The sequence below is a fragment of the Gluconacetobacter asukensis genome (assembly GCF_014174375.1).
GTDB classification, from domain to species: Bacteria; Pseudomonadota; Alphaproteobacteria; order Acetobacterales; family Acetobacteraceae; genus Gluconacetobacter; species Gluconacetobacter asukensis.
On the sequence record NZ_JABEQE010000003.1, the window covers coordinates 19858 to 43697 of the forward strand.

The 23840-nt window shown below is 60.3% G+C and carries 18 protein-coding genes; 2 read left to right on the forward strand and 16 right to left on the reverse strand.

Features of this window, described 5'->3' with window-relative positions; translation table 11 throughout:
- Positions 1-18: 18 nt before the first annotated feature.
- The 6 genes from flgK to HLH35_RS04420 form a co-directional block, all read right to left on the reverse strand.
- The gene (flgK, locus tag HLH35_RS04395; RefSeq protein ID WP_182978000.1) at positions 19-1656 is read right to left on the reverse strand and encodes a flagellar hook-associated protein FlgK; all 1638 of its coding nucleotides are present in this window, start codon (positions 1654-1656) and stop codon (positions 19-21) included.
- 175 nt (positions 1657-1831) lie between these two features.
- Positions 1832-2575 carry a flagellar hook-basal body complex protein gene (locus HLH35_RS04400; protein WP_182978001.1) on the reverse strand — a complete coding sequence of 248 codons (744 nt, stop codon included), beginning with the start codon at positions 2573-2575 and terminating at the stop codon, positions 1832-1834.
- Between the two features lie 203 nt (positions 2576-2778).
- The gene (flgC, locus tag HLH35_RS04405; RefSeq protein ID WP_182964245.1) at positions 2779-3186 is read right to left on the reverse strand and encodes a flagellar basal body rod protein FlgC; all 408 of its coding nucleotides are present in this window, start codon (positions 3184-3186) and stop codon (positions 2779-2781) included.
- Between the two features lie 16 nt (positions 3187-3202).
- Entirely contained in the window at positions 3203-3619 is a 417-nt protein-coding gene (locus tag HLH35_RS04410) for a flagellar basal body rod protein FlgB (protein ID WP_182978002.1), read from the reverse strand.
- Between the two features lie 254 nt (positions 3620-3873).
- The gene (locus tag HLH35_RS04415; protein ID WP_246384845.1) at positions 3874-6246 is read right to left on the reverse strand and encodes a tetratricopeptide repeat protein; all 2373 of its coding nucleotides are present in this window, start codon (positions 6244-6246) and stop codon (positions 3874-3876) included.
- Positions 6247-6716: 470 nt separating this feature from the next.
- On the reverse strand, positions 6717-6965 hold the full coding sequence (locus tag HLH35_RS04420) for a hypothetical protein (protein ID WP_182978004.1): 249 nt from the start codon (positions 6963-6965) through the stop codon (positions 6717-6719).
- A gap of 629 nt (positions 6966-7594) precedes the next feature.
- Between HLH35_RS04420 and HLH35_RS04425 the strand changes: the two genes are divergently transcribed.
- Entirely contained in the window at positions 7595-8398 is an 804-nt protein-coding gene (locus tag HLH35_RS04425) for a response regulator transcription factor (RefSeq protein ID WP_182978005.1), read from the forward strand.
- A 236-nt stretch (positions 8399-8634) separates the two neighbouring features.
- Here the strand turns inward: HLH35_RS04425 and HLH35_RS04430 are convergent, their stop codons facing one another.
- The 9 genes from HLH35_RS04430 to flhA form a co-directional block, all read right to left on the reverse strand.
- Positions 8635-9402, reverse strand: coding sequence for a flagellar hook assembly protein FlgD (locus HLH35_RS04430; protein WP_182978006.1), 768 nt, complete (start codon positions 9400-9402; stop codon positions 8635-8637).
- A gap of 37 nt (positions 9403-9439) precedes the next feature.
- The gene (locus HLH35_RS04435; protein WP_182978007.1) at positions 9440-11596 is read right to left on the reverse strand and encodes a hypothetical protein; all 2157 of its coding nucleotides are present in this window, start codon (positions 11594-11596) and stop codon (positions 9440-9442) included.
- A 35-nt stretch (positions 11597-11631) separates the two neighbouring features.
- Complete coding sequence (gene motA / locus HLH35_RS04440) at positions 11632-12513, reverse strand: flagellar motor stator protein MotA (RefSeq protein ID WP_182978008.1); 882 nt, start codon at positions 12511-12513, stop codon at positions 11632-11634.
- Between the two features lie 123 nt (positions 12514-12636).
- On the reverse strand, positions 12637-13728 hold the full coding sequence (locus tag HLH35_RS04445; protein ID WP_182978009.1) for a flagellar motor protein MotB: 1092 nt from the start codon (positions 13726-13728) through the stop codon (positions 12637-12639).
- A gap of 17 nt (positions 13729-13745) precedes the next feature.
- A complete protein-coding gene (locus HLH35_RS04450) occupies positions 13746-14510 on the reverse strand; it encodes a hypothetical protein (protein ID WP_182978010.1) in 765 nt (254 codons plus the stop codon).
- Between the two features lie 165 nt (positions 14511-14675).
- Entirely contained in the window at positions 14676-15101 is a 426-nt protein-coding gene (locus HLH35_RS04455) for a flagellar FliJ family protein (RefSeq protein ID WP_182978011.1), read from the reverse strand.
- The gene (gene fliI / locus HLH35_RS04460) at positions 15098-16489 is read right to left on the reverse strand and encodes a flagellar protein export ATPase FliI (protein WP_182978012.1); all 1392 of its coding nucleotides are present in this window, start codon (positions 16487-16489) and stop codon (positions 15098-15100) included. Before fliI ends, HLH35_RS04455 begins: the two co-directional genes overlap by 4 nt.
- 200 nt (positions 16490-16689) lie before the next feature.
- A complete protein-coding gene (locus tag HLH35_RS04465) occupies positions 16690-18468 on the reverse strand; it encodes a DUF1217 domain-containing protein (protein ID WP_182978013.1) in 1779 nt (592 codons plus the stop codon).
- Between the two features lie 198 nt (positions 18469-18666).
- Positions 18667-20757 (reverse strand): flagellar biosynthesis protein FlhA, encoded by a 2091-nt coding sequence (gene flhA, locus HLH35_RS04470; protein ID WP_182978220.1) that lies wholly within the window; start codon positions 20755-20757, stop codon positions 18667-18669.
- A 495-nt stretch (positions 20758-21252) separates the two neighbouring features.
- Here flhA and HLH35_RS04475 point away from each other — a divergent pair, with 495 nt between their 5' ends.
- The gene (locus HLH35_RS04475; RefSeq protein WP_182978014.1) at positions 21253-22689 is read left to right on the forward strand and encodes a tetratricopeptide repeat protein; all 1437 of its coding nucleotides are present in this window, start codon (positions 21253-21255) and stop codon (positions 22687-22689) included.
- Positions 22690-22715: 26 nt separating this feature from the next.
- On the opposite strand, the gene HLH35_RS04480 is transcribed toward HLH35_RS04475, so the two are convergent.
- Positions 22716-23597 carry a transglycosylase SLT domain-containing protein gene (locus tag HLH35_RS04480; protein WP_338029291.1) on the reverse strand — a complete coding sequence of 294 codons (882 nt, stop codon included), beginning with the start codon at positions 23595-23597 and terminating at the stop codon, positions 22716-22718.
- Positions 23598-23840 lie beyond the last annotated feature (243 nt).

The window sequence follows — 23840 nt, forward strand, 5'->3', positions numbered from 1 at the left end:
CCCTATCCCGAACTTGAGTTAATTGATGGCGTTCAGAAGCGCGGTAAACATCGTTTGGACCGTGGATACGATCTTGGCGTTCGCCGTGTAGGCATTCTGCAAGGCAACGACCTTCGCCAGTTCGTCGTTGACGTTGACGCCCGATACATCGGCAACTTTTGCCTGCAGGACGGTCTGGACCGAGGTGCTGGCTGCCAGGCTGTTGCTGTTTGTTGCGATGGTCGCACCCTGGTCCGATGTCAGCGCGGTAGCTAGTTGGAGCAACCCTTGATTCCCGGTGTACCCGATTGAGATATTCCCGGTTGAGCCGAGATTGTCCGTCGGTGCCTCGAGATCCGAGCCGCCCGAACTTGTCGGGCCGGTGACATATTGGGCGCTGGTGCCGAATGTCTGGCTGAGTACATTCTGGATGACTGTCGTATCGCCAATCGTCGTGCCGTCGCTTGCTGTGCTCGTCGACAGTAGAGACGGGCTGCTCACATACGTTGTGTTGACGCTGACTGCCGACGAAAGGCCCACGATACCGGGAGGCGTGGCTGGAACCGTCGATGGAGGATTGGCCGGATTTGAAAGATTGCTCTGGGCGGTCGCCAGATAGCTGGATGGGTCGGTTGAGCTAGCACTGTTCGTGAACAGGGAAAGGCCCGCGCTATTGAAGCGGTTGATCAGCGTATAGGAGAACGAGTCCAGCTGTGCCTGCATCTTCGGATACGTCTCGTCGCGCAGGGTAATATTCGCGCCGAGCGTGCCGCCGGTCAGATGCGTGGTGATGTCCTGTCCTGCCAGCATGATACCGGGAATCGGTGACGTGCTGCTCGTCGGATCGTAGCTCATATCCGGCGTAATGGTCACGTCGCCGGTACTCAGCGGCCAGGTGGTGGAAGGCAGCTTCTGTGTACTGTCGTTCTGTCCGATCTGGTCGGGGCGGGTCGGAAGCTCCGTGCCGTCCGCGGTCCGGACGACCATGTCGCCGTTTGACGTTTCGGAAAACGTGACGGAAAGATTCGACGACAGGTCGGACATGACCCCGAGGCGCTGGTTTTCAAGATCGGCGGTGTCGGAGCCGAGCGCCTTGAGCTTTATGATCTGCTGCGAGAGAGCGCCAATCTGCGTCAGGTCGGAATTGATCGACGGGATGGTCGCGGCGATGCTGTCTTCCGCATTCTGGCGCTGGGTTGTGTAAGTCGATGCCAGTGTGTGGATCGTATCCGTCAGGGACTGGGCGCTCGTCACCACGGCCGTCTGCGAAATACTCTGTAGCGGTGTGGAAATCAATGACGTCAAGGCGCTTTGCACATTGCCCAGTTGGTCGGTCAGCGTATTGGTGGTGCCGGAAACGGCGTCCGTCGAATCCGCTGCGGTCGTGCCCTGGACCGCCGAGACCGCGGCCAGCGAATTGTCCATCGTGGTGTAGGAAGAGACTTGGGCATTCTGCGCATACAGCGCGGATTGCAATGCCTGATTGATATTGAGTTGCGTCGCGCCGATATGGACACCATTGCCCGTACCGCTCGTGACGGCACTCGTGACGGTGGCCGTCTCGCTCACATAGCCTGCCGTGCTCTGGTTTGAAACGTTCTGGGATGTGACTGAATATTGGTATTCAATCGCATTCAGTTCGCTGGTGGCTATCGAGAGAGAGGATAACAGACTCATCGTTCCAAGTTTCCTGTACCTAGCCACCGTCCACGGAGCATACGCGTTTGCCGCCAGAAGGCAGGACGGACCCCGAGACTATGTTATGGATTTGTTATCCATTAATGGTTTCTAAAAGGTTACTCGCGGTGACGCACCTGGAACAGGAAGTGGCCTTTCTTCAGAACAGTCGGTCTCAGACTGACGGCTCGGCTGTGATCTTGTCGATCGCATTCATGTTGCGTGTCGACTCGGTCTGTATAAGCTGGAATGTCAGGTCGTAGTCCCGCTGGATTTCGACCATTCTCGTCGCTTCCGAGACGGCATTGACGTTGCTTGATTCCAGCATGGCCTGCCGGATTTCCGGACGGGCGACCGTGTGAGTCTGGGTGGTCGGCCGAAGAAGAAAATGACCTTCGGGGATCAATGTCTGGGTATTGTCGACCGTCACCAGTCCCATCATCCCGATGACGCCGTTCTGGGTGGATATGGTCCCGTCAGCGGAGACCGACAGCAGGTCTTCTTCGTTCTGCAGAACCAGATTCCGGCCGGTATTGTCCAGAACGGGATTGCCCGATCCGTCGACGATCGTACCGTCCATGCGGCGATGGAACTCGCCGTTGCGCGTCAGCCTGATCCCTTGAGTCGTGCGGACGGTAAAATAGCCTTCGCCGTTGATGGCGAAATCGGTCAGGTTTCCGGTCTGCCGAAGGGAACCCTGAAGCTGGTCGCGATAGGTCGCCTGATCCTGCGAGTAGGATTCCTGCTTGTCGCCCGGCAGCGCGTTCGGCCCCTTCTGTTTGACAAGATACTCGGAAAACAGCTGCCTGTTCGCCTTGTAGCCATCCGTGTTGGCATTGGCGAGGTTATTGGCCGTCACGTCCAGAGCGCGCATCAATGTATCGACGCGAGACAGGGCAATATAGGTCGTATTGTCCAATGTCGTTCTCCAGAAGGAACCGGGCGAGTACGGTCAGGCCAGCGCCCATCCACTCATTTCATCAGCCTGTCCCGCCGAGGGGAAATAGCTGTAAAGCATGCGTGCCCAGATTAACGAATTGTTCATGCAACAGCAACAGGCGAGACCAACCGGCCGGAATGCCCTCTTCCCGCAGGGTAATGTCACCGCCGGCCCGCCCCGCCTTATTTCATCAGGTTGATCGTGCGCGTCATCATGGATCGCGTGATCTGCATGGTATTGAGGTTGGCCTCGTACGAACGTTGCGCTTCGTGTGTGTCCATGATTTCGACCATCGCGTTCACATTCGGCATCTTGACCAGGCCGTTGGTGTCGGCAGCCGGATGCGATGGATCGTACCGCGTTTCGAAAGGGGTCTGGTCCTGCCCGACTTCCTTGATGTCCACGCTGGAAACGCCGGAGGTACGATTCAGGACTTCCTTGAACGTGACCGTCTTGCGGCGATAGGGGTCCGATCCGGCTGTCGCGCCGGTGGTTTCCTTGTTGGCGAGGTTTTCGGCCGCTATCTGAAGGCGTTTTGCCTGGGCGCGCATTCCGGCGGCAGAGATGCCCACTGTGTCGGAAAAATCCATGATAGACCTCGTGCGATCAGGCTGAGGGTGAGCCGAGGGCTATCGAGAACATCGACATATAGACACTGTAGGCATTCGTCGCGAGACGTTGCTGGTCATTGGTATCCGCGATCTTTTCCAGTTCGCCTTCGATATTGACCTGGTTTCCGTCGATGGACGTATTGATCCCGGTCCGTGTCGCACTGCCGCCGCTATTGCGGCCGGTCAGATGACCGGGCTCGGTCTGTGCCAGCGTCATGGCCATCTGGTTTTGTAGTACACCCTGAAACGACGCGGTGTCCTTTGGTACATAGCCCGGCGTGTTCGCGTTGGCGACATTGCCTGCCAGCACGGACTCGCGGTTCTGCAGCCATTGCAGGCGGCGCCCGGCCAAGTCCAGCACATCGGTGCCACTATGGGCCTGGGACATCTGGGATGACAATGCTTCCAGCATGCGCTGTCTATTCCGCTGGTTTCTGTTTGCGCCCGACCTGTGGCGCATGCTCTCCATATATAGGGCGTATCGGGGTCTGAATAGCGTGCGCTTGTGGTGCGAGTGCAGTTTTTTCCGGGGTGTGGCAATCTGCGCGACACATGCCCGATGCCCGCCGTGGAACTGGCCGAGAGACTGACTTTCCAGGTTGCCTTTTGGGTGCGGACCGAAAACGCGTGTCGGACTCCTGCCAGCGCATATTTTCGGCCGGGTTCTCAGAGGGGGGCGGATGTCTGCGAAGCCGTCAGCGCGGCGCCCGACGGCTTGGTCAGCAGTTTGAACATGCGTCCTCGATCCCCGTCCGAAATCCGGTCACCGACGCGATCGGCAACCCAGCCCAATAGGCGTTGATCGGATGCCTGGGAAGCATCCGATGCCAGGCGGAGGGCGAGAATCTGCTGGCTTTCCGTCAATGGGCCGGTCGGTGGGATAATGTCCTCGGCCATTTTTCGTACATCGCCGGCAGCGGCCGCCCATTCCCCTTTCTCTTCATGGACGCGAGCGGTGAGGTCGAGAGCAGAAGCGTTCGCGCTATTGTGCAGAAGGGAGAGGGCCTTGGCCTGGTCGCCTGTTGCCAGGGCGACGCGGGCGGCGATCACCTGCCTTGCGGTCCTGATATCGTCAGGAAGAGAAGGATCGTCCGTGATCGTCAACGCTTGGGCCGCATCCTGGGGAAGCTTTCTTTCGATATCAGTTTCCGCCAGCGCCGCGCCTGCCAGTGCGCGAAGATCGGGGGCGGTGAGCATGGGGATTGCATCGGAAAATGCCTGGGCGGCATCATCCGGCAGGCCGAGGGCGAGAAGCATCCTGCCGTAGGAGACAAGGACGTTACCTTTCTGTGCGCCCGGCTGCAGATCGGGCAGATGGACCTTCAGCATCGCCGTGTCGTGCAGAAGACTTTTCTTGTCCGATCCGGAGGAAGAGGAATCGGCAAGGCCTGTGAGGGCCTGGGACACCAGCGGCGCCACCATGTTCTTCGATGCCATGTCGGGATATGTACGAGCCGCGTCGATTGCCTGGAGTGCGTCGCTCCAATTATGCGTCTGCATATAAGCGTCGGCCTGCATCAGGCGGACCGTGGCCTCGCGCCCGGCCAGTCGCGCGTCAGGCATCATGGTGTTAAAGATTTCGGCGGCCGCGTCAGGCTTGATGCGGCCATCGGCGAGTTCGAACGACGTTTTCTGTTCGAGCGCTTCCTCGGCGACCTGGGGGTTGGGGTCGTCGGCAAGTTTCTGGAATGACGCATAGGCAAGGTCTCGCTTGCCGGAGCGCATCTGCCTGAATGCGTTGACGAGTTGATAGCGTGATCCGGGGGGTAGGTCGTCCAGCGCTGTGAGATCCTCCGGTGTGCCGTAACGGCCGATTTCCTCTGCGGCGGCCGGCAGAAGCGCATCACGAACCGGGGCCGGGTATGATTTTAACCGCCCGAAATCCAGAGCCAATTGATGTGCCGCAGTTGCATCGTTCTCGCCGATGGCGGCGAGATAGAGCCCCAGCCAGAGTTGAGTCGCGCGCTTTTGGCTGCTCGGCCACGGGCCGTTGAGCATCGAGGCGCCGTCCAGCTTTCCGCACAGCAATTCTGATGCAGCCAGAAGGAACCTCACGTCGGGCAGAGCCGCCTCTTCAGGGTCGTCCTGGAGGGCAACGGTCAGGATGCCGCGTGCCTCGATAAAGGCGCCGAGGTTGAAGGCGGCCTTGGCCGCTTCCAGCCGCCGCGTGAAGCGATGGAACGGATCCGAGTCCGCGGCGGCGAGAAGAGCGGTGCGATAGCGCTGGATCAGGGCATCAACAGGCAGATTCTGCAGCCCCAGCCATTTCAGATCGACATCGTTGGCATAAATGGCTCTGCCATGATCGGGAAAGGCCTTGCCGTCTTCGGTCAGGAGGATGCCGTTAGGGACGGGTTTCAGATCGATGCGCGGAGAGTGGGCCGCGATTACGATACCTTCCGTTGTCGGCCAGACGTCATAGCCATCGCCGTTCCGCAAGGAGAGAATGCCGCCATCATCCATGGCTGACGTGCCGACCAACAGTCGATCGCCGGATGCGGGGTCCGAGATTGAGAGCACGCGACCGGACCGGCGCATCGGGTACAGGACGCCACTGTCGGTATTTTGCGGATTGATGACGCGTCTATCGTCGTAATCACCGCCCGGGGGAGGTTTGTCACCCAGTACCCATCCTTCCGCCTGCTGTGAAAGATAGAGGCGCCGTGTGTCCGGAAGACGGACCTGGATCAGCGTCGCATCGGGAAGGGTATTCACGGACAGCGTCGAGAAAATGCCGTCGCCACGCAGGGCGCTGGTATCCATCGGTTCCGCATTGTCGATGACAATGATGAATCTGTCGCCGCTCTGGAAGGCGGCGATCCCCATGCGCGGCGGCACCGGGAGTAGAATACGATTGGTGGACGCCACGCCCGGCTGGGAATCCCCGCCACCTAGCTGGAGCGTGTTCGTCGATGGCGCCCGGGATGCCTCTTTCATGCCGTTCTTGCCGGTGATCACGCCACTGGAGGGCGTCGCCGCAGGCGATTGGGGGATGCCCAGGATCGTTGCCCTCCAAGAAGAGGGCAGCCCCTTGAGCAAGATCGAATCAGGCAGTTCGACGTCCCGCGCCGGGGCCGGTGTTGCGTTCGCGGCCGGCGTGGGAGATGCCGGAGGCGGTTTTGAAGGTGAAGTTGCGGTTCGGGAGGTATGGCGGGGGGCTGCCCGGTGCGAGTCTGCCGCCATGGTGGACGTAATGGCGGAACAGGACAGACAAGCGAAGACTGAAAGCGTGACACAGCGTCTTACGCGGGGAGGTCTGCTGAAAGGCACGTGTCTTTAATCCTGACGGGGCTCATATCCCCGTTGTCTCGAGGTCATCGTCTCTGAACGGATCTTCATCGCTGATGTCTGCGAAGACAGGATTGCAGTGGCCATGTCGTCGGACGGGAAGCTGTGGATCGGTCGGAAAAGAAAAGAGCCGGGCAGCGCGCATCTGCCAGCAGGCCGACCATACGAACTGGCGTACGAAAAGGCATGCTTGCGGAAATGTGCCGCCCGACCGCGGTCGATCAGGCGAAGAGATCAACGGCGCTCGCGGTCGCGGATTCCTTCTTGTTCGTCGTGCCAGTGGGCACGACCTGGCCGCTGGCATCGAACTTCATGGATGAAGACGAACCATCGATACTGCTGGAGGTGATATTGATACCGGTCGCCGCTGCATGTCCGGGGCGGGCGCTGTGATAGGCGGCTTGAGAAGCCGCCGAGGTCACCTGACGGAGGCTGGACGCGAGAAGCGAGGCAGCCGTGGTGTCAACCATTTCGTTATCCTTCAAAACCAGAAAGCAGAATAAATATGGGCCGAAACGTGGCCGCTGGATATTTCAATTCTGGAACCTGCCGGTTCCCCACCATCATGTCATAGAGTCCGTTCAGGAGCGGCCAAGGCAGATTTCCCTGATAGGCGTTCTCTCTCAGACAAATCGCATCTTTCCCGGACCCAATCCAGATATGTGGCCGCGCGCCCCGGCTTTCGTTTCGAGGAAGCGCGGTGTGAAGGCTACAGAAATGATTCGGTCATATCTTATAATATAACCGAACTATGCTCCGTTCAGTTTATGAGATAGATCCGACTTCGCCAAGGTGCTTTTTTCCTTTTCAGGTCTTGTCACCGGCCTTTAACGGATGGGGCGCCTGTGCAGGCGCCGCCGTCTGTGGCAGGTATGTAAAGACTTGAGGTCAGGGTGGCTTTCTATCGATGATAACGGTGCTATCACGGAGCGTCGGCCTTGACACTTTCAGCCATATAGGGATTTTTAGACGCTCCATCCATTCTGGAATTGAACAGGCATCCCTTCTTGGCGGCAATAGTAAAAAAATAGATAGAGGACAAGTATAGTCCTGTATTCCTTCGCGATTAGCGACCATACACTTTTTGGCGGAAGTAGATATGCGCGTACTTTGCGTTGGCGAAGATTCGGGTCGGAATGACGGTCGACCCTACGAGGGATTGTCCAAAGCGGCGGTGGGCGGATCGGTCTCGATAACGACGTCTGGTTCCGCTGGGGTTGTGGAAACGTTGCGGCGGTCCCATTACGATATCGTCGTCATCCAGCAGACGACGCCGGACATGAAGCTGTTGCGTCATATCCGGAACAGCCGTGTTCCGACACCGGTCATGGTTATTGCCCGGACGTCCACCCCGTCGGAGGTGGCGGAGCTGCTGTCCACGGGTGCCGATGATTGTGTGTCGGCTTCGGTCGATCCCGCGGAGCTCCTGGCCCGGCTGCGTGCTATCGTCAGACGAGTCAGCGGACATGACAGCCTGACCCTGCATATCGGCCGCTTGACGGTTGGTGTCGACAGGCGGGAGGTCCATGTCGACTCCAAGCCGGTGCCCTTGACACGCAGGGAATACGATCTTGTGGAATTGCTGGCCCTGCGCAGGACACAGGTTCTGAGCAAGGAGACGGTTCTGGATAGCTTGTATGCCGGGGAGAGCGAGCCCTACGGCAAGGTTATCGACGTTATGATCTGCAAGATACGTAAGAAAATGCGTAATTTCGGTATTGATGAGCCGTTTACGACGCTGTGGGGGATTGGCTATCGCCTGAATGAGGTGGCTTTTACCCCGCTGGGAGCAAAGGCAAGCGCCACCGAAAGCAGGACCGACCGGCAGGCGAAGGAATCCTGTATCCCGGTCATGTCGGGGATCAACATTCTGAATTCTTCGACGACGCTGGACCTTGTCTGATTCCTCGCCATGATCTGCCCCGGAGTGCCGGGGCCAGGTCTGGGAGGCTGACTGGAAATGTGCGCTACGGGCAATCCCGGGCGCGTTTTTTGCGCTTCGTCGTTCCCGACCTGAAGGTCGTATTGGGCCGGATCGGAAAATTCGGGCTCAGGTGCATGGCTGACGCTATGCTGCCTCCAGACCGGTATCCTGACAGGGCTGCTCCTCCTGACCTTGATGTCGGAGGAGCAGCATTTTCAGGAACTGGCGCTGTTCGAGCTGGTGCTGCTCGTCGTCGTTCCGGAAGAGATGTTGGTAATGTCGGACATCGGGATAGTGGCTTTGCCCATCTCGATCTCCATGTCGGAAGCGCCTTTTTGTATGCCGGTGATCGTGCCGGTGACAGTGAAGGGCAGGCTGGATGTGGTGCCCGAGGAACTGATCGTCTGGACCGAAACGCTATAGGCGCCATCGGACAACTGATTGCCGTTATTGTCCGTTCCGTCCCACGTCCAGGTATTGGTGCCGCTGGAGGCGGTGGCGACAACATCCTTGACAATGGTGCCGGCGGAGTTTGCTACGGCGATGGCGACGGTGGATCCGGATGTGCCCGAGAAACTGAGCGAGGCGGAGCTGCTTTGAAGCGGCAGCGTCGTCGTGTTCGCGGTTGCCTTCTGGCCGACCAAGTTGGAGTCGTTGCTCATCTGCCCGCTTTCATTCAGCGAAATCAGTGAGCCGAGCTTCGAGTTCGTCTCGACCTGCTGTTCCACCCCGGCAAATTGCGCGAGTTCCGACGTAAAGGTGTCGGTATTCATCGGGCTGCTCGGGTCCTGATTCTTCAACTGCGTGGTCAGAAGGGACAAGAAGGTGGTGTAGTTATTGGCCAGAGAGGACAGGGCCGATGTTGCGGTGCCGCTGCTTGAACTCGAACTGCCGGAAGAAGACGTGTTCGCAGCACTCTTGGCGGCGGCTTCTGCTGCCTGGATAAGCTGGGCCTCGTTGCTGACACTCGATGTCGTCGTCATTTGCCTGTTCCCTTTCTCTCCGCGACAGCCATCGGGGTCATGCGGTAATGTTGATGCCGCTTCCGGCATATGGACCGGAAGATCTTACGGAATGCGAGCCATTTTGCGCCTCGGCATCACCTGTTGCCGGGCCGGCGACCACGCTATTGGTGCTCCAGATGCTGCCACCATAGGTCTGCTGGCCATTCTGTCCAGAACCGCCGCCGGACATATTGCCCGAAAAATTGCTATTATAGGCCGTGCCGTCAGCATTCTGGTTTTGGCCCTGATTCTGAAAATCGCCATTGTTGCTGCTGGCAGCCACAACGTCAATTTTCAGGTTGCTCACATCCACACCGGCAGCGGTGAGTGCTGCGACCAGTTCATGCCTATTGTCGGCCAGGTGGCGCGCCGTCCCAAGGTCTTCGCTTTGGAGAACCACGCCAGTTGTGAGGCCGTCCGTTCCTTCGACGCGCACATGAACGGGTGTGGAATCTTCGGTCAGAATGGTCATGGAAAGAGATGTCGATCCGCCAGCGGATTGTGTCATGATCGAGGGTGAGACGGTCTGGCCGTCCGTTCCATGCGAAGCGCCGGCCGCCTTCTGGGTCTGCTCCGCGTGGGTTGTTGACGCCACGTCGTTCAACGTGCCCGCAAAAGAACTGGACAGGGAGATGCCGGCGGGCAAGTTGAGGCCGGTTGTCATCTGCAGGTCAGCCTGAGAACTCGCCTTCTCCTGGTTGCCATTCGCGGAATCGGAATGTCCCATCGTGCCGCCATGGGCGCCTGATTGCGCGGCGGAATCGTTTGTGCCGTCGGAGAGGGGCGTGAGGCCAGAGGTGGGGGATGCCGGGTTGTCAGTCGACAGCGACGGCGCGGTCAGGGGCGAGCCGCGGCGCTGATCAGTCTGATTTGCCGAAGTGATCTGCCGGGCCGAAGGGGCCGATGTGCTGGCAGCGGACGCGGTAGTAGCGGTCTCGGTATCTTGCAGGGCCGAAGGCGCGTCCTGAGACGCACGGCTTTCGTCCTTTGCTGCATTCGCGGTGGTCGGAAATGACGATTGCGCCAGCGCGGATGTGGATTGCGCTACCACTATTGTCGGAGCTGTTCCTGTGCCTCCAGCCTGGTCGACGCCACTTGTCCCGTCTGTCGGCGATAGCGCCAAGGTGGAAGCCAGGATCTGCGTGCTGCCAGGCGTCAGTGTCGATATGACCGTGGAATCGTTCTGGTCGGTTGTCGGTCCTGGCTGCGATGAGACGGACACCAGGACGTGCTGGCTGTTCGGCACCTGCCCCGAGGCGGTCGCGGGCGTATTCTGGCCGCTCGTCGATATCGTTCCTGCTGCTGGCTGTGACGCGGCGCCTGCCAGGATCTGCGTGCTGTCAGGCGTCGGTGTCGCTGCGGCCGAGGGGGTGTTCTGGCCGGCTGCTGCCGTTGTGTTCGCCGCCGGCTGCGACAAGGCGGGGGCTATGGCCTGCTGGCCGCCCGGGAGCTGGGCCAGGACAGTCGCGAAGGTGCGCTGGCCGGTTGTCGTTGGGCCGCTCGGAGCCACGATGTCAGCTTGGAGAACCGACGAGGCTGTCGGCGCCTGCTGGATTGCGATTTCGGCCGTGGTAGAAGGCAGGGGTGCCGGGTTCGCTGTTGCGGACACGTCGGCATAGCCGGCCGCACCGTCCTGGCCCTGTGACGCCAAGGAAGGAAGGTTCTGCTGAATCCCGATGACTTGGGACAGGATATCTGTCAGCTGGCTCTGGGTTGTCAGGTCGGCTTGCGTGGCATTGCTAGTTGAGGTGTCCGAACCGGATGTGGCCTTTTTCGCCCGGCTGGACGCAGAGGGATCGATCGTGGAATCTACCGTCTGGATAGTTGGTGCAGAGACCGTGTCCGTGGCCGACGGCTGGGCGGTGTTCTGGGTCGCCGAATGTCTGGCAGGGCTGTCGGTCGGGCCCTTTGAGGCGGTTTTGGAAACGTGCGCAGCCGCATCGTGACTGTCTGTGCGGTCGCTCTGCGATCCGCTGGCCTGCTCGTCGTGCGCGGTCTTGAGGTGGGCGTTGAAGGAGCCCTGCCTATTGGGGGGGCGCCGTGTTGCATGGGACTGTACAGCCGCTGTTCCGGAGATCGCGGTGCCAGGCGAGACCGGGAGAAGCGAACTGGATGACGAAGAAGAAAGCGCCTGATCCGTTTTCGCCGAAACTTTCGACATCGTAATACTCATCAGACGCCCCATGTCCCTGTCGCCATTCCGCTCCGTCAGGCCGCGGCAGCCGCCGATGGCTGCGACACGGATAATGCCGTATCGAGTTCGCTAAACGAAGGCATAAAAGCGGGTGGAATATCCTTACGCCCGATTTCGGCACTGACCTGGGGTGGATTGCCCTGAAGATGTGCCACGAAGACAATCCGGATGATGTCCTGGTAGCGCCCATCCTGCGTTATCACAGCCCGCATCCGGGCCGCCAGAGGGGCGACGACGCCATAAGACAGCAGCACGCCGAGAAAAGTGCCGACGAGGGCGCCGGCGATCATTTCGCCCAGGACGGCCGGTGGCTTGCTGATCGAGGACATCGTCTTGATAACGCCCAGAACCGCAGCCACGATGCCAAGCGCCGGCAGCGCGTCCGCTATGCTCGACAGGCATTCGGCGATATGCAGCTTCTCGGTCAGATTCTTCTTCAATTCGCGGGTCATGACTTCGTCAAGCTGATAGGCATCGTCCATATTGAGGCTGACCAGCCGCAGATAGTCGCAAATCAGATTGCGGGTTTCCAGATCGTCACGAATAGTGGGCGATTGCGCGAAGATGCTGCTTTCGGTCGGATTTTCGACATGCTCCTCAAGCGCCATGTTTCCCTTCGCATGGGCCAGGCGCATGAAGCGGAACAGCGTGACCAGCAGGTCGAGATAGGCCGTTTTGTCGTAGCGGGGGCCCTTCAGCGTCAATTTCAGGTCGTGGGGAAGCTTTTTGAGCGCGTCGGCGGAATTTGCCATCGCAAAGATGCCGGCCGCCGCGCCCATGATGGTCAGCAACTCGAAAGGCATGGAGGCGAGCAGAGGGGCCAAGACACCTCCGGAGGCCACGAACGAGCCGAAGACGCAGAGTAGCGCAAAGACGAGGCCCCCGATGAAGAGCATTGAGTTGTCTCCGTTTTCACCCATATGTGCCGGCCGGCGTGCGCCGGTCGCGGTCGTGTGCAGTTCTCTATGCCAGGCGAGCGACCGAGGTCCTTAGGCCTGTTCTGATATGGCCGGGGGGCGTTATTCCGGCCGTGCCGCTCCGGATGTCTGTTGGTTCATAGCCGTATCGGCAGGGCCGGCCGGCACGGTGCCGGTCGTATCCGACAAGGGAACGATGGGGGGGGGCGCGTCTGCATACAGCTTGTGCATGACAATCACGATTCGTCTGTTCGCTGCGGCCGATGGGGTCGAGGGAATGGCCAGCGACCGGTCGGCTCTTCCGGATACGTCGAGGATATTGGTGTCCGGATAACCAGCCTTGACCAGTGCCTCCCTGGCATAATCCGCACGCAGCGCGGATAGGGTCCAGTTGGACATGCTCCGGTTCTTGCCGGCAGGGTAAGCGTCGGCGTCGGTATAGCCGATGATCGAAATACGTTCCGGCATGGGGGCGAGCCATCTGGCGATTTCGGTCAGCATCTGTCGGCCCATGCGGTTGGGCGACGGGGATCCGGAATCGAACATCGGCGTGTTGTCCGCGTCCCGAAGCTCGATCCGGATGTCGTTTCGGCCGAAACTGACAGCAACGTTGGGGGTTGCGTTGTGCAGGGCGGGGTTTTGCTGGATCGCCTGCTGAAGGCTGGATGCCATATGGTCGATCTTGCCCTGTTCGGTGGCCGCATCGTTGGCGCCGACATGCGCCGTATTCTGGCCGCCACCGCTCTCAGGCCCGCCGATCGGGATGATGGTGGGGGCTTGTGGGATAAATTGTGTCCTGATCCCGTAGGTGATGTCGTCGGGGGAACCGCCTCGCATGGACGTGACGGGGTTCCGTTCGGCGCCATGCTTACTGGATTGCGGTGCGTTCAGGGACGCGTCGTCCTTGATCAGCTTAAATGACTTTCCCTCCGTGAGAGGGGAGGGAGCGGTATCGAGCGCCCCATCCGTTGGCGGCACAATGGTCTTCGTATCCGCCATGGGGTTGAAGAATTGCGCGATGCCTTTGCGTTGCTCGTCCGTTGTCGCGTTGAGAAGCCACATGACAAGAAAGAACGCCATCATGGCCGTCATGAAGTCGGCGTAGGCGATCTTCCACGCTCCCCCATGATGGCTCTGCGTATTGGACTCTTCGCTACGCCTGATGAGGATGGGAGCTTTTTTGTTTCTCGCCATGGGGAATTACCGTGACCTTACAGGCCCTTGTGATGGACCATGCCGACGCGGCAGGACGGGTCTCCGCGATAGGCTGCGCGTCCTGCATGCGTCAAGGAAAGAGAGGTGTCGAGCCAGACTTCTCCGCCGAGTTCGCGCCAGCGCCGGCAGAAGGTGAAATCCTCGCTGAGGTAGGTTCCCGTCTCGGGATCAATGCTGGCGTCGAACAGGGCATGGTGCAGGCTGCCGTCTCCGCTGCCCGCGGTGTCGATCCGGCGGTATGCGGTTTCGGGATAGTGCTTGATCATGCGGGCGATCGCCTTCCGGCTGATCATCATGAAGCCGGTACCGGCGTAATGCGTCCGGATGAGCGGCCCTTTTTCCCATGTCTCGTGCATGGCATCGGTCTCTCCGACATAGCGAAGGGAGGCCGATTCCTGTGATTCGCCGCGCAGGATGTTTTCTTGCGTGCCTTTGTCCCAGAACCGATCCTTGATCGGGTACATGCCCGCGATCAGGTCCTTGTCAGCCGCGAGAAGGCGCGCCGGCGCTTCTGCGGCGAATCCGATATCGGCATCGATAAAAAGCAGATGCGAGGCATCGGACCGCGTGAAAAACTGATGAACCAGGGTATTGCGTGCCCGGCTGATCATCGCATCGTCGCCGAGCAGGGAGAGAGTCATCGGAGTCCGCATGACGCCGGTGCAGGCGATAACGGATTCCATGTATTCCTGCGTTACCAGACCGCCGAAACAAGGCGTGGCAATGAATATCTTTGCGGTCTGTTGTTCTGTCTGTTCCATGCGCTTTCCTGGTCGCTTATGTCCACGGGGATGATCGGATCGCATCAGGCACGATCACGCGCCGACCTCGATAAATAGCGATAGCGGGGGCATTCCACTTACTCAAGGATGAAACATGGCAAAACCGACGATCGTCTTGTTGGAATGATGCATGAACATTCAAAGTCAACCTGAGGCCATGCGAACGCGCCGCGACAAATCGTCGATTTCGGCTAGTTCGCGCCGGTTGCGGATCTCTTTTTCCTCTTCCACCCGACGGTCCAGAATGGAGGTGGCCGCCTTCAGGTCCGCGTTGGCCTGCATGAGGGTTTCGCGCGCCTGGTCGGAGGCACGGCCGGCGACATGCAGGGCGCTCCGGGCGCGTTCAACAGCTTCCTGTCCATAAGGCAGCCACTGACGGAAATCGTCCAGCGACGCGTGCCCCGACGTGGCTTCCAGTCGTTCGGTTTCGATCGCTGCCTGGTTGCTTTCCACCTGGCCGCGTGCCGCGTGCTCTCTGGCCAGCGCCTCGGCCATGATCGCCTTTGCCTGGTCGACCTTTGTCTTGTGAAGGCGGATCAGGGACCGTAATGCGCGTGTCCGGGAATTCATCGCGATGTTCCGGTGGTCGAGAGCGCGCCACGCAGGGCATCGAAGCTTTCGGCGATCGTCGCGCTTTCATCGCGTGACTGCTTCAGGATGTTTTCGATTGCGGGCGCGACGCGGATGGCCCTGTCGGTTACGGCGTCGTTTCCAGCCCGGTAGGCGCCCAGGCGAACCATGTCCTGAATATCGTCCCAGGTTGAAAGATCGGTGCGCGCTTCCAGGGCCAGGGCGTTTTCCTCCGCGGCGTTGCAGCCGGGAACCGTGCGCGAGAGAGAGCGGAGGACATTAACGGCCGGATATCGTCCACTTTCGGCGATTCGTCGTTCCAGTACGACATGCCCGTCGAGAATGCCTCGGACAGCGTCAGCGACGGGTTCGTTATGATCGTCGCCTTCGACGAGGACTGAGAACATGGCGGTGATCTGGCCGGCCCTGCCGTCCGGGCCGGCTAGGCCGGGGCCCGCCCGTTCCAGCAGGCGTGGCAGTTCCGCGAAGACGCTGGGCGGATAGCCCCGGGTCGCGGGTGGTTCGCCGGAAGACAGGCCGATCTCTCGCAGGGCCTGGCAAAAGCGGGTGACGCTGTCCATGAGCAGCAGGACCGATTTGCCTTGATCTCTGAAATATTCCGCCACTGCCATGGCCGAATAGGCGGCTTCCCGGCGCATCAGGGGCGAGGTGTCGGAGGTGGCGACCACGACGACCGATTTGGCCAAGCCTTCGGGGCCCAGATCGTCTTCCACGAACTCGCGGACTTCCCGGCCTCGTTCCCCGACAAGCGCGATCACCGCGACGTCGCAGTCGGTATTGCGTGCCAACATGCCCATGAGCGTGGATTTTCCGACGCCGGAACCAGCGAACAAGCCGAGCCTCTGGCCCTCTCGGCATGTTGTGAACAGGTTGAGCACCCGCACGCCCAGATCGATGCGTGGCCCGAGGCGGGCACGCAGTCCTGCTTCCGGGGGAGGAGCATGCAGCCGGCATGGTTCCCCGCCCGGGGGCAGTGGGCCCTTGCCGTCGACGGGACGCCCCATCGGGTCGATGACACGTCCTTGCCATAAGGGATTGACGACCAGCGTGCCGCCCGCCCGGCGCCTTCTCTGCTCCTGGTCGTACAGCCGGAATGTCGCACGGCAGCCCGATCCTATGCCCGCCAACGCCCCGAATGGCATGGCAATGGCCGTGTCCCCCCGGAACGCGACGATTTCGGCATCTGTCTCACGTCCGTCCAGTCCGAAAATACTAACCCTGTCCCCGACTCCGGTGAAGTCGCGCATGCCGCTGAGGGAGACGGAGAGACCGGTCAGTCCGGTCACGCGGCCTTCCAGCACGCCCACGGGAATATCGTGAAAGGGACCGGCCACGGCCTTGCGGATTGCATCCAGGGTGCGGACCATTCCGGTGGCAAGCGTATCGTTGTGGGACGCTCTCGCTGTGTCGGTAGTCGATTCGGCAGGTTGCATGCTGCGCTCACCCTGTCAGGCAGGCAGCACCTGCGCAAATCGCCAGGCTCGGAGACCGTTTTTTCAGGAATGGCATCAAGGTTGCAGTTTCCGACGTTCCGCGGTTCATTTTCTGTACTTCTGCAACAGTCTCTTTAAAACATGCCGGAATAAAGATTTCCGCTCGACGAGGATGACGAGGTGTTGACACCGAAGAGTGCGGCAATGCCCTCGTTGCTCGAACCGCCACCATACAGATCCATCATGGTTGCCGGCTTGTCCGGCGTCTGCGGAGTGATCTGAAGCATGGCCAGATAACGTTCTGCATATTGCTGGATCTGCATTGGAGTCTTCAACTTGGTGAAATCCACCTTGCTTTTCAGCATCCGGACCTGCTGGTCGTAATCCAGTGTGCCGAATGTTGACGGATCGTAGCCGGAGACCGTTTCCGCGACTTTCAGCAAGATGGGATCAGACATCAATTGCGCCAGGGAGGTAATGCCGCTCATCTTGCGTGTGAAGTAGAGGGCGTTACCGACTCCGTTGTCCTGGAAATCGTTGTTATTCTCGTACTGACTCAATTCGAACTGCGACACGACGTCGCTCATGTTGACCTTGGTCACAGTGTTCGTGACTTTGCTGTCAGTCGTCAGGGTTGAATCCTGGGTCAGTGTCGAGGTCGAAAGATTCGGTGCCTGAACATTGACAGTGTAGGTGACGCCGTTCATCTGCGCCTGCAGAGCGGGAATATCGTGAGAATACTGCCCGTTGACTTTCAGAAGATTGCCGCCGCTGTCGAATGAAGTCGTAAATGTCGTGCTGGTAACCTGCGCCCCGTAGGGATCGATGATATAAGCCTGCCAGGTCGACGGCGAGGAGGAGTCCTGAACCCATTTGACGGACAGCGTGGCCCGGTTGGCGGCGGTGACGCCGTTCGCGTCGTCCGATGCTTCGTTGGGGTCGAATGGTGCAGTGACGTAAGTCTGGTTCGTTCCCGACAGGGTACCCAGCGTAATGGAGGGAAGTGTCAGGGTGGTGCTGGAACCAGACGATGACGTCAGGCTGGCGACCTGGCTTGTACTGATGGCGCTGGAGGTGCTGTACGGCGCCATGGTGACACCGCTTGTTCCCCCGAGCGTCCCGAGATCGAGGCTGACGGATTGATGTGTGGTGGTGCTGCCGTCAGATTGGATGATATTCAGGGTAATGGGCAACGACACAGCGCTTCCCGTTCCGCCTGAGGTTACGGCTTTGCCGGTCGACATGTCGGTAGCGGAAGCCAGGGTACCGTCTTGGTTGAAGACGACCTGATAGGCGTTCGTATCGATTGTGGCATTGCCGCCCGCGTCATAGGCGTTGACGGTCCAGACCAGTGGGTTGCTAGAATCCTGGGTCCATTTAAGGGCCACCTGATGGGCGTCGGAATTCGAATCATACGTCGTGACAGGGGCCGTCGTATAGGTCTGGCCGGTCGCGTCGGCAGAGGGAAGAGTGGCGTTTACCGAGATGGTCGTCGTCGCGCTGTAGGTCTGGCTCATTACGGCGGAGGCTGCGTCGGGAGCAAAGGGCGACACGGAGGATGTGCCTTTGTTCTGCCCCCACATCTTGAAGGCATCGGCAAAGGCCAACCATGCTGCGTTATTGGATGATTTGGCGAGGGACTTGGATGAGGTCGGGTCCTGCGTCAACAAGTCCTTGATGATGGCCGTTGCGTTGGAAAGGGAACTAAGCCCATAGGCCCCGAGTACCACCTGCAGGACCGAATAATCCTTCAGGAGTCCATCAACCGACGTAATCGACGCCGCGTCCTTTTCGAACTTTGCGACTTCCTGCTTGGTTGTGGCGTCGGTCTTCGCGTAGGTCGCTGAGGCCGTCGCCTCGTTCTTGATCGCGGAAATATACGTCGAAATCGGAGAGGCGTTGGAGATGGACATCAGCCCGATCCTTGATACACTGCCATGGCACGGAAGGCGTAACTATGATCTTAATTGCACCATTATAGAGCCTTCAGCCTAGCATGACCATACATTCAGTCTTGCAAGAGCAAGAAAGATTGTGGGGCGAGGTGGATATAGTCTCTCTTCATCTTTTCTTCAGTATGTAGGGTGGTATGCAATTTTTCCCGCCCCCTATCATGTAATGGTCGCGATCGTCTTGATTCGGGCGCGTGGATATATTTCGGATTGCGAAAGGACCGACACGCTCGGCCGGACACGTTCCACGATCGAACGCATGGAGTCCCGAACCGGCGTCGAAACGACAATGACCGGTACTTCGCCGGTGGACGAGACGGTATTGAAGACCTCTCGCAGTCGCGCGACGAAACGGTTCAACAGGGAGGGCGGCATGGCCAGGCGCCGTTCCTCGCCCTGTCCCGCGATGTGGTTCATGAATTCCGCCTCCCATTCCGGCGACAGGGTGATCATCGGAATGTAGCCGCCCGGTCCTTCGAGCGTGCTGCAGATCTGCCGGGAGAGGCGGACGCGCACATGGTTGGTCAGGTTCTGTATACCGCGCAGGCCGAGGCCGCTGCCTTCCTGGATGCTTTCCAGGATGGTCGGAAGGTCGCGGATCGAAATCCGTTCGGCCAGCAGCGATTGCAGGACACGCTGGACGGTGCTGAGCGTGACCTGGGAGGGAATCAGGTCGTTGACGAGTTTCTGCTGCTCGCGGGGCAGGTCGTCGAGAAGCGACTGGGTGGCGACATAAGTCAGAAGGTCGGGAAGGTTCTGCCTGACCAGTTCGCTGAGATGCGTCACGATGACACTGGCGGGGTCGACCACGGTGCATTTCAAGGCAATGGCCTTGGCCTTGAGGGAAGGGTCGATCCATACGGCGGGCAGGCCGAACGCGGGTTCGGTCGCCTTGTCGCCGGCAAGGGGAGGTGTGCCGCCGGACGGGCTCATGGCCATCAGCTTGCCGGGCTTCGCCTCACCTGATCCGATTTCGATCTCCTTGAGCTTGATGATGTATTTGTCCGACGGAAGCAGGATATTGTCCTGTATCCTGATGGGCGGCGTCACGAAGCCCATTTCGGTCGCAATTGCCCTGCGCAGCGCCTTGATCTGCTCGGTGAGTTGGGAATTCTCGCCGCTGGTCAACGGCAGCAGGCCGAAGCCAAGTTCGAGACGCAGCAGGTCGAGCTTGAGAACGTCGGAAATGGGAGCCGTCGTCGGGGCTGGCGTGACTTCGGTCACGTCTCCGTCACTATCCTTGGTGGGCGTTTTGTGGCGCCACCAGGCCCCGGCGCCGGCCAGGGCTGCAATGGTCAGGAAGGGAAAGGCCGGCAAGCCGGGCAGCAGCGCGAAGCAGGTTGCCAGCAACGCGGCCATGGCCATCGGCTTGGGATTGCCGCCCAACTGGCGAACCAGGGTGACGTCGGCGGACCCGTCCGTACCGCCCTTCGTGACGACGATGCCGGCTGCAGTCGAGACCAGGAGGGCTGGAATCTGCGATACGAGCCCATCGCCCACGGTCAGCGTCGTGAAGGTGCTGGCGGCCTCGTTCACGGGCATGCCGTGGCGCAGCACGCCGATGGCCAGTCCGCCGACGATATTGATGCCTGTAATGATGATCGCCGCGATCGCATCGCCGCGCACGAATTTGGCGGCGCCGTCCATGGCGCCATAGAACGCGCTTTCTTCTTCCAGTTCCTTGCGCTTCAGGCGTGCCGTCCGGTCATTGATCGCGCCGGAGGAGAGTTCGGCGTCGATCGCCATCTGCTTGCCCGGCATGGCGTCGAGGAAGAAGCGCGCCGCGACTTCCGCGATACGGCCGGAGCCCTTGGTGATGACCATGAAATTCACCACAAGCAGGATGCAGAACACGATCCCGCCGATGACAACGTCCCCTCCCATCAGGAAGCCGCCGAATGCAGCCACCACATGGCCGGCGGCATATGCGCCTTCATTGCCGTGGCTGAGGATCAGGCGCGTGGTTGCGATTTCGAGTGCCAGCCGCAGGAGGGTCGTCAACAGGAGAAGGGTGGGAAAGGAGGTGAACTCGACCGGCTTCTCAAGGAACAGCGACACCATGAGAACCAGCGCGGAGGCAGTGATCGACAGCGACAACCCCATGTCGAGGATAAAGGTTGGTAGCGGGACAATAAGGATGGATAGAAGCAGCAGGACACCGATCGCGAGGCCGATGTCCGTTCCCGGGATCAGTGATCGCCAGGAAAGCGAATTCAAGCCGCCGCGCAGCACATTGTTCGAAAGCGCCATGCCGCGGGAAAGCGACGGGAACAGCCGCGCGGGGCGGTTCCCGCCAGTCAGCTTGCCGTCGCCGGGCTCTGCGATCGTGCTACCATTGGCGGGGTCCAAGATGCCACTTTTCCTTTCGTGTGCCGGCTGTGGTTATGACGATCTCGGCATGATCGCCATGGCCGGGAAGCCTGGGCGGCTGTTCTGTGGCATGTAGTGGCGCAGACCCGGTTTCTGGGGCCGATAAGTACCGCTATAGTCGGCTTTGAGCAAGGCGCGAAAATAGTGCCGGCGAGGAATTGAGGACTCTTTCGGCCGATATAGGCTCCGGCGGCGTGAGGTAGGGGCTGGGGTATGCGGCTCCGGACAAGGCAAGGTGGATTTGTGACGGAAGTAGACATGAAGGTATGCACGGAGGTCGGCGCGGGTGAAGCCGGGCGGCTCCTGACGGTCGCGTTCGCGAAGGAAAGCCTGCTGCAGTCGCCGACGCCGGCCAATCTGATCGAGTTCTGCGATATGCTGGCGGCCCAGGGGCAACTCGTCGAGGTCTTCCGCCTGGTCCTCGAGATGACGTCGCTGCGCATGGATGACTGGCAGCTCAGCCTGGCCGGCGCGACGGTGATCCTGCGCTACAGTTCCAATTACGATATTGTTGAAACATTATTGCGTAATGTGCTCCGATGTGAACCGGACAATGTCGCTGCGCAGGCGTTCCTGGCGCATATCCGAGTGGCCTCTGGAGATGTCGTCGGAGGGTGCGCCCTGTTCTCCGACATGATGCAGCGCTACCCGGCCGAGCATGCAAATATATGCGAATATATATCGATGTCTCTTCTCGAAGCCGGGTATCCGGCGGAAGCGCTGAAAATCCTCCTGTCTCATCTCCAGAGCGGGAATATGACCGCAGCACTTCTGAACAATGTGGGGTGCGCCCTGGAACGGCTCAATCGCTCCCCTGAAGCTCTGCCCTGGTATGAAAAGGCCCTGGCGCTTGCGCCGTCCTCGCCCGCGATCAGCTTCGGCTATTCCTGCACGCTGCTGAAGGCCGGGAGACTGGGTGAGGGATGGGAAGTTTATTGCAAGCGCGACCTGATTGTCAGCGATAAGTCAGCATGGTTCCTGTCTCTGCCGCGTCTGCGGCCCGGAGATGACGTGTCGGGACGGAAGGTCCTCCTGTTCGACGAACAGGGGCTGGGCGATACGATCCAGTTCATTCGCTTGGTCCCTTACCTGCTGGAAAGGGGGGCAGAGATCACCGTCGTCGTGCCCGGAACGCTGGTCCGTCTTCTGACCCTGTCTTTCCCGGGTGTGTCTGTGCGGAATAAGGAGAGTTTTGGCAGGGAGGACGGATATAGCTTCGCCGCACCCATTCCGGACCTGCCCTACATCGCCGGCGTGATGTCGGTACGGGATATTCCGGATGGCATTCCGTATCTGCGTGCCGATGACAGGGATGTTGCGCGGTTTGCGTCCCGCTTGCCCGGCCAGCGGCCGCGCGTCGGCCTGGTCTGGGCGGGTGACCGGAGGACGCAGTCCGAGCACGTGCTTGCGGACAAGCGCCGTTCGGTCACGCTGGCGGACATGGGGAGCGCTCTGACGCCCGTCGAGGCGACGCTGGTTAGTCTTCAATTTGGTCCGCCGCGCGCGGAAATCGAGGCGTGGCACGGCCAGGCGCTATTCGACCCGATGGGCGATGTCCGGGACATGGCCGACACGGCCGCGATCGTCAAAAATCTCGACTTGGTCATTTCCGTCGATACGGCGCCGCTGCATCTCGCGGGGGCTCTCGGCTGCCCGGTGTGGCTGGTCAGCCGTTGGGATGCCTGCTGGCGATGGGGCGATGAAGGAAGGAGTTCTCCCTGGTACCCGAACATGCGCGTGTTCAGGGCGAAGGAGCGGTCGTTCACAGCTGTCCTTCAGGAGGTCGGGCTGGCCCTGCGTAACTGGCTATAGTCAGGCGCCTGTCGGGGGCAGAGGCGTCAGCCTGTTGGGCCTGCCAAGGCGACGGGGTTGGCGCGGTACGAGGCCAGGGTGCGCCCCCGCATGCCTGCAGAGGAGGGCCGGTGCATCGTGGGTTGTGTGAAATGCGCGAATCCCTGGAACGGGTGAAAGACCTTGGCCGGAGCAGGGGGCGCGCCGCCGGCGGGGTCGGGTTGCGCGTCGGCCGTGAGGGGCGGTTGCTGTATCGTCCTGGGCGCGGCGGGATGGGGGAAGAACGGGGTGGAAAGGGAGGGCGCGTGCGAGGGCTGGCGCGATGGGGGCTGCTGGTCCCGTCCATCCTGCGGGATCGCCCAGGCTTCGAGCACCTTCCACTGGTAGGGTGTGCCGATGCCCGGTGTCTGGGAATGGTACGCGGCGGCGGCCCTGGGCCAGCTTCCCGTCTTGTCATACATCTGGAGCAGGAACCGGCCGGCGTAGAGCGCATTGGTCACCGGGTCGAATGCCATGTCGAGCGAGGCAAAGGCATCCGGATGCTGTTGCAAGTTGACCTGCATGCAGCCGACATCGATCGACTGGATGCCTTGCTGACGAAATGCCTCCACGGCCGCGACAGCTTCGGCGCGCGTTGAATAATAATGGCCGATTCCTGCGGCCGTGATCGTCCACGGCCACGCGGAAATGGTACCGTCCGGGCTAGGTTTGCCGCTTTCGACACGGCTCATGGCATTGAGGAAGCCATCCGGGACACGCAGATCCCGCTCCGCTTGTGCCGTTGCCGCGATGCAGGGCGATGCTTCGGGTGGTCGGGCGAGCGCCATTCGTGCCGGCAGAAGCAGGGCGATGGCGACCACCGCCACCCGACATGCCTGACGTCGCGGAGCATGGTAGAGCATGGCCGGTGTCGGGGCTGGACCTGTCACGGGCCGTCTCTCCCTGTATCGTGGCCGCTCGGTCCTGCATAGGAGCAGGAAAGCATCGCCGGACGTATCGAACCACGAAAGTATATGAAGTCTATGCTGCGGTTCGGCTTTACCTCATTTCCGCGATGGTCCACAACCTGGCGGAACCTGCAAGGGAGAAGGCGAACTGCCCTTCCTATTTCGCGCCGGTGGGCCATTGAATGTCATGGTCCGGCGGCGTATTCTCCAAAACCGCCATGGTCA

Excerpts from the sequence above, each read along its gene's own strand:
- flgK (WP_182978000.1), bottom strand. The coding sequence starts at position 1,656 with ATGAGTCTGTTATCCTCTCTCTCGATAGCCACCAGCGAACTGAATGCG.
- flgC (WP_182964245.1), bottom strand. The coding sequence starts at position 3,186 with ATGGATTTTTCCGACACAGTGGGCATCTCTGCCGCCGGAATGCGCGCC.
- HLH35_RS04410 (WP_182978002.1), bottom strand. The coding sequence starts at position 3,619 with ATGCTGGAAGCATTGTCATCCCAGATGTCCCAGGCCCATAGTGGCACC.
- HLH35_RS04420 (WP_182978004.1), bottom strand. The coding sequence starts at position 6,965 with ATGGTTGACACCACGGCTGCCTCGCTTCTCGCGTCCAGCCTCCGTCAG.
- HLH35_RS04425 (WP_182978005.1), top strand. The coding sequence starts at position 7,595 with ATGCGCGTACTTTGCGTTGGCGAAGATTCGGGTCGGAATGACGGTCGA.
- HLH35_RS04430 (WP_182978006.1), bottom strand. The coding sequence starts at position 9,402 with ATGACGACGACATCGAGTGTCAGCAACGAGGCCCAGCTTATCCAGGCA.
- HLH35_RS04435 (WP_182978007.1), bottom strand. The coding sequence starts at position 11,596 with ATGAGTATTACGATGTCGAAAGTTTCGGCGAAAACGGATCAGGCGCTT.
- motA (WP_182978008.1), bottom strand. The coding sequence starts at position 12,513 with ATGCTCTTCATCGGGGGCCTCGTCTTTGCGCTACTCTGCGTCTTCGGC.
- HLH35_RS04445 (WP_182978009.1), bottom strand. The coding sequence starts at position 13,728 with ATGGCGAGAAACAAAAAAGCTCCCATCCTCATCAGGCGTAGCGAAGAG.
- HLH35_RS04450 (WP_182978010.1), bottom strand. The coding sequence starts at position 14,510 with ATGGAACAGACAGAACAACAGACCGCAAAGATATTCATTGCCACGCCT.
- HLH35_RS04455 (WP_182978011.1), bottom strand. The coding sequence starts at position 15,101 with ATGAATTCCCGGACACGCGCATTACGGTCCCTGATCCGCCTTCACAAG.
- fliI (WP_182978012.1), bottom strand. The coding sequence starts at position 16,489 with ATGGTCCGCACCCTGGATGCAATCCGCAAGGCCGTGGCCGGTCCCTTT.
- HLH35_RS04465 (WP_182978013.1), bottom strand. The coding sequence starts at position 18,468 with ATGTCCATCTCCAACGCCTCTCCGATTTCGACGTATATTTCCGCGATC.
- flhA (WP_182978220.1), bottom strand. The coding sequence starts at position 20,757 with ATGGCGCTTTCGAACAATGTGCTGCGCGGCGGCTTGAATTCGCTTTCC.
- HLH35_RS04475 (WP_182978014.1), top strand. The coding sequence starts at position 21,253 with ATGCTGGCGGCCCAGGGGCAACTCGTCGAGGTCTTCCGCCTGGTCCTC.